Source organism: Chloroflexus sp. (assembly GCF_034432675.1).
In the GTDB taxonomy this organism is placed as follows: Bacteria; Chloroflexota; Chloroflexia; order Chloroflexales; family Chloroflexaceae; genus Chloroflexus.
In genome coordinates this window covers 1-4,681 of record NZ_DAOUBI010000009.1, presented here as the reverse complement: position 1 = coordinate 4,681, position 4,681 = coordinate 1, and the positions used below count along the sequence as shown (strand labels likewise).

At 60.1% G+C, this 4,681-nt stretch carries 4 protein-coding genes; 3 read left to right on the top strand and 1 reads right to left on the bottom strand.

Annotated elements, in window-relative coordinates; translation table 11 throughout:
• Positions 1–361: 361 nt before the first annotated feature.
• Positions 362–2,677, bottom strand: a complete 2,316-nt coding sequence (gene hypF / locus VAE55_RS01115) for a carbamoyltransferase HypF (RefSeq protein ID WP_322813989.1) — start codon at positions 2,675–2,677, stop codon at positions 362–364.
• Positions 2,678–2,876: 199 nt separating this feature from the next.
• On the opposite strand from hypF, the gene VAE55_RS01110 reads away from it, so the two are divergent.
• The 3 genes from VAE55_RS01110 to hypB form a co-directional block, all read left to right on the top strand.
• Complete coding sequence (locus tag VAE55_RS01110) at positions 2,877–3,746, top strand: DUF1641 domain-containing protein (RefSeq protein ID WP_322813988.1); 870 nt, start codon at positions 2,877–2,879, stop codon at positions 3,744–3,746.
• Positions 3,747–3,750: 4 nt separating this feature from the next.
• On the top strand, positions 3,751–4,095 hold the full coding sequence (hypA, locus tag VAE55_RS01105) for a hydrogenase maturation nickel metallochaperone HypA (RefSeq protein WP_322813987.1): 345 nt from the start codon (positions 3,751–3,753) through the stop codon (positions 4,093–4,095).
• Positions 4,092–4,681 (top strand): hydrogenase nickel incorporation protein HypB (gene hypB / locus VAE55_RS01100; RefSeq protein WP_322813986.1); only part of this gene is annotated, 590 nt, incomplete at its 3' end. The genes hypA and hypB, both read left to right, overlap by 4 nt.

Here is a 4,681-nt window from a genome sequence, read left to right as displayed (position 1 = left end):
TGCCGACCACCATTACCCGTGGCGCGTCGTTTGGCGTGCGGCAGCCATGCTGCCGCGCCAGCCGTGCTCGCGATCCGGCGCGTGGCATACCGTTCCCCATCCTGGTCACGGGGGTGCTGAATGTGCTCGTTTCGATCATCGAGTCGGTCAGGCAGGCATGTGACACCTGCGCGTAGACGGTTATGTTGCACGAGATTCGTGCCTGTGCACCAGCGATCACGGCCAGCATCTGCCGGCGGTGGCGAGGATGCATCCACACAGGCTGGAAGCCTGCGCCACGGGGAGCACTTGCAGCCCGGCCTGACGCAGCGTGACATGCGGGTAATGGATAGCACACAAGCGTGAGCGGGACCGAGGGCGTTTACCTCATAGCCATCACTGCACCGGCAACTACGACCTGACCGAGCGCCAGGCCACCGTCGTTTGGTGGTGCCAGGCGGGAGATCAGGACAGTAAAGCCATCGGCGGTGAGCAAATCGGTGAGGGTTTCCAGCAGAAACATATTCTGAAACACACCCCCACTTACCGCGACGGTTGAGAGACCATGCTCATTACGCACGCGCCGGCAGGCCATCAACAAACCATGAGCCACTCCCTGATGGACGCGCCCGGCAATGGCCGCCGGCGTCACCCCTTGTTGCATATCATCAACTAAGGCCGCCAGCAGCGCGAAACCATCCAGCACAAACGGCTCCTGAGCGGACACCGCTTCGTGGATCGGCATTGGGTAGGGCGGCTGGTCGTGATCGGCCATCTGTTCGAGCAGAATGGCCAGCTCACCCTCGTAGCGCGCCGTCTGTCCGATCCCAACCAGCACCGCCGCTACATCGAATAAGCGCCCCAGACTCGATGTTCGTGGTGTGTTGAGCGAGCGATCTATCATACGTGCCAGCACTGTCCAGGCTGAACGATCAAGTTGTTTGACGAGTGGTAATGCAAGCTGCCAGAAGTCGGTGCCGTAAATCGTTGACAATGCAGCCGCTGCTACCCGCCACGGCTGACGTACCGCCTGTTCGCCGCCGGGCAGCAGCAAATGCCCCAGATGTCCGACCCGCCTGTAATTGGCGCACGTCGCGATGAATACCTCGCCACCCCAGACCGTGCCATCAGGCCCATATCCACTGCCATCCGCTGCCAGACCAATCACCGGCTCATCAATACCATATTCGGCCAACACCGCAGCAATGTGCGCGTGGTGATGTTGCACCCCGATCTTGTGCGGAATCGCCATTGCCAGTGCGGCTTGCGTGGCCAGGTAGCCGGGATGGAGATCGTAAGCAACCACTTCCGGCTGGATGTCAAACAGGCGCTGAAAGTGGGCAATGCCTTCGTGGAATGAACGCAGGGTGGGGAGATTCTCCAGATCGCCGATGTGATGACTCAGGAAGACCTCCCGGCCACGACCGAAGGCGAAGGTGTTTTTGAGCTGACCACCGCAGGCGAGGATCGGGCAGGGGAGTGCGCTCGCCAGGGTGATCGGTGCCGGGGCATAGCCCCGTGAACGTCGGATCAGCAACGGCCCACCGGCGGCCACCCGCACGACGCTGTCGTCACAACGCATATGAATCGGGCGATTGTGACTCAGCATCGCATCAGCAATTGGGCTTAAGCGTTGCACAGCATCGTCGTCTTCATACGCAATCGGTTCATCACTCAGATTACCGCTGGTCAACACGATTGCTGCCGGTCGGCTTGGGCCGACTACTCTGGCGTATTCGGCCAGTAGCAGATGGTGCAGCGGCGTGTACGGGAGCATAATCCCCAGCGTCTGCATCCCCGGCGCTACCGAAGGGGCAACCGGTGCGTCTGGCCGACGGGGTAGCAGCACAATCGGACGCGCCGGGCTGGTCAGGATGGTATGAGCTACCGGATCGATGAAGCAAAGGTGGGCGGCGACTGCTTCATCGCGCACCATCAGCGCCAGTGGCCGTGCTTCGCGCTGCTTGCGTTGGCGAAGACGGCTGACCGCCGTTTCATCATCAGCAGCACAGGCCAGATGGTAACCACCCAATCCCTTCACGGCCACGATGTCGCCGTTTGCCAGGGCTGTGGCTGCCGCGATCAGCGGATCGGTGGTGTCACCCGACCAGCGCAGGTGCGGCCCACACGCCGGGCATGCCGTTGGCTGAGCGTGAAACCGCCGGTTACGCGGGTCTTCGTACTCTGCCCGGCACTGGGCGCAGAGGGGGAAGGTTCGCATCGTGGTATTGACACGGTCGTAGGGCACGTCGAGCACTATCGTGAAGCGCGGGCCGCAATTCGTGCAGTTGGTGAACGCATACCGATAGCGGCGGTCGGCAGGATCGCTGATCTCGCGTAAACAATCAGCACAGGTTGCAGTATCGGGAGCGATCAGAGTTCGTCGCTGCGGTTGAGCCTGGCTGGTAGCAATCACAAAGGTGCGCTCACCAACTAGTGGCAGTGGATCGATACTCACCTGATCGACTCGGGCCAGTGGTGGTGCCTCTGCACGCAGAGCATCCACAAACGCATGCAGTGCCTGCTCGTCGCCCTCGACTTCTATCGTAACCCCGTTGCTATCGTTGCGCACAAAACCGGCTAAACGCCAGCGGTCGGCTAGACCAAACACAAATGGTCGAAAGCCAACTCCTTGCACAATGCCGCGTACACTGATCCGCCAGCGTCGCTGCTGAGGATTGTTCGCTTCGCCCGTCATGAGTTATTCCCATTATCTTTTTGCTACCGACTGCTAATACTACTGTAGCACACTCCAACCCGCAGAACGACTAACGACAACCGACGGTTATGAAGTTACAACTTGAGTGATCCATCAGTAACTCTTATACTTCGTTCAGGCAATCACTTATTTCGTTTGTATTTCCACGATTCGCGTTCGCTATAGAGCGAGGAGCGCAATGACCAGCAATGGCGCTACAACCACGGCTCATGCCGACCGTCCGTTAAACGCGCATGCGTTGCTTGAACGATTAAGCGAACCGCAGACGGCTGCCGCATTACACCGGCTACTCGACCACGCCGAACTGCTGGCTTTCTCGGTCGGCGCAGTGGATAGCCTCCTACAACGGGGTGACGTTATCGCTGACAACGTCGCTGCTAGCGTTCACGAATTGCGTGCCGCTCTCCCCGACGATGGTGGCGCTCTGGCTGCCCAACTGATGCGACTGTCGCGGACGCTGCCGCAACTGACTACGACTGTTGAGCAGTTGGCAACGTTGACGGCCCAGCCGGCATTTCAGCGCCTGCTCGCAACCTTAAGCAAACCCGACACGCTGGCCGCGCTTGATCGTCTGCTGGCGCAGAGCGAACTGCTCGCCTTCCTGGTTAGTGCGCTCGATCACCTGCTGGTGCGCGGTGATGAGCTGACCGAAAATATCCGCCTGGCGGTCGAAGAGCTGCGCACAACAATGAATGACCGCACAATCACGGCTGATAAGTTAATCGATGCCTTCATCGCGTTCCTGCCCTACTTCCCCCGCCTGGTTGCCGTCGCTCCCAACTTCATCGAGGTGATCGAGCGGATCGAGCCGTTTATCGCCTCGGCAGAGTTCGACGCACTGCTCGAGTCGGGCGTGTTCCATCCCGATACGGTACGGCTGGTTGGAGAAGCGGGTGACGCCTTTGTCGCCAGTCGCGAGGCGTTGCGCCAGGAGCCGAAACCGATTGGTCTGTTTGGTCTGCTCCGGGCGTTACGCGATCCCGATGTGCAACGCGCTGCCGGGCTGATTGTTGAATTCGGTCGCCGCTTTGGTCGTTCGCTGAAATAGGCTGATGCACGAATTATCGATTGCGCACAACATCGTGACGATTGCCAGCAATGCTGCGGCAGAAGCGGGAGTAGATCGGATTAGCGCCGTTCACCTGCGGATCGGTGCCCTCGCCGGGGTGGTCGCCGATGCGCTTCGCTTCAGCTTCGCCATCGCCGCCGAAGGCACACCGCTGGCCGGGGCTGACCTGATTATCGAAGAGGTGCCGGTGGTCGTCTTTTGCCCGGATTGCAACGCCGAAGTGACCCTGACGAACCCACGGCTGTTCCGCTGTCCACGGTGTGATCGCCCCTGCGGTCAGATCGTTCATGGACGTGAGTTAGAACTGGTTGCACTGGAGACACCATGACTTACGAGACAAAACGGCTGATCGAAATTCGCCAGGGCGTGTTGAACAAGAACGATCAACTCGCTGCCGCGTTACGACACCGCTTTCACGCCGCCGGCGTGACGGTTGTCAATCTGCTGTCCAGTCCGGGCGCCGGCAAAACCAGCCTGCTCGAAGCGACGATGCGCATGATGCTGGCCGAGTGCCGGGTCGCGGCGCTGGTCGGCGATCTGGCTACCGACAACGATGCCCGTCGGCTGGCACGCAGTGGCGGGCTGGTACGGCAGATTCAGACTGGCGATATGTGTCATCTTGAAGCCGACATCGTTGCCCGCTATCTCGCCGATTGGGACCTCAACCAGATCGATCTCCTCTTTATCGAGAACGTTGGGAATCTGGTGTGTCCCGCCGGCTACGATCTCGGCGAAGCGGTGCGCGTGGTCCTGCTCTCTACGACTGAAGGTGAAGATAAACCGTTGAAGTATCCGGCGACCTTCGCCACCGCCGATGCGGTCATCCTGACCAAGATGGATCTGGCAGAACCGGTGGGGTTTGATCGGGTGAGCGCCGAGACTAATATTCGCGCTGTTAATCCTCTCGCCCCGAT

Coding starts and splice junctions, on each gene's coding strand:
- hypF (WP_322813989.1), bottom strand. CDS start 2,677: ATGACGGGCGAAGCGAACAATCCTCAGCAGCGACGCTGGCGGATCAGT.
- VAE55_RS01110 (WP_322813988.1), top strand. CDS start 2,877: ATGACCAGCAATGGCGCTACAACCACGGCTCATGCCGACCGTCCGTTA.
- hypA (WP_322813987.1), top strand. CDS start 3,751: ATGCACGAATTATCGATTGCGCACAACATCGTGACGATTGCCAGCAAT.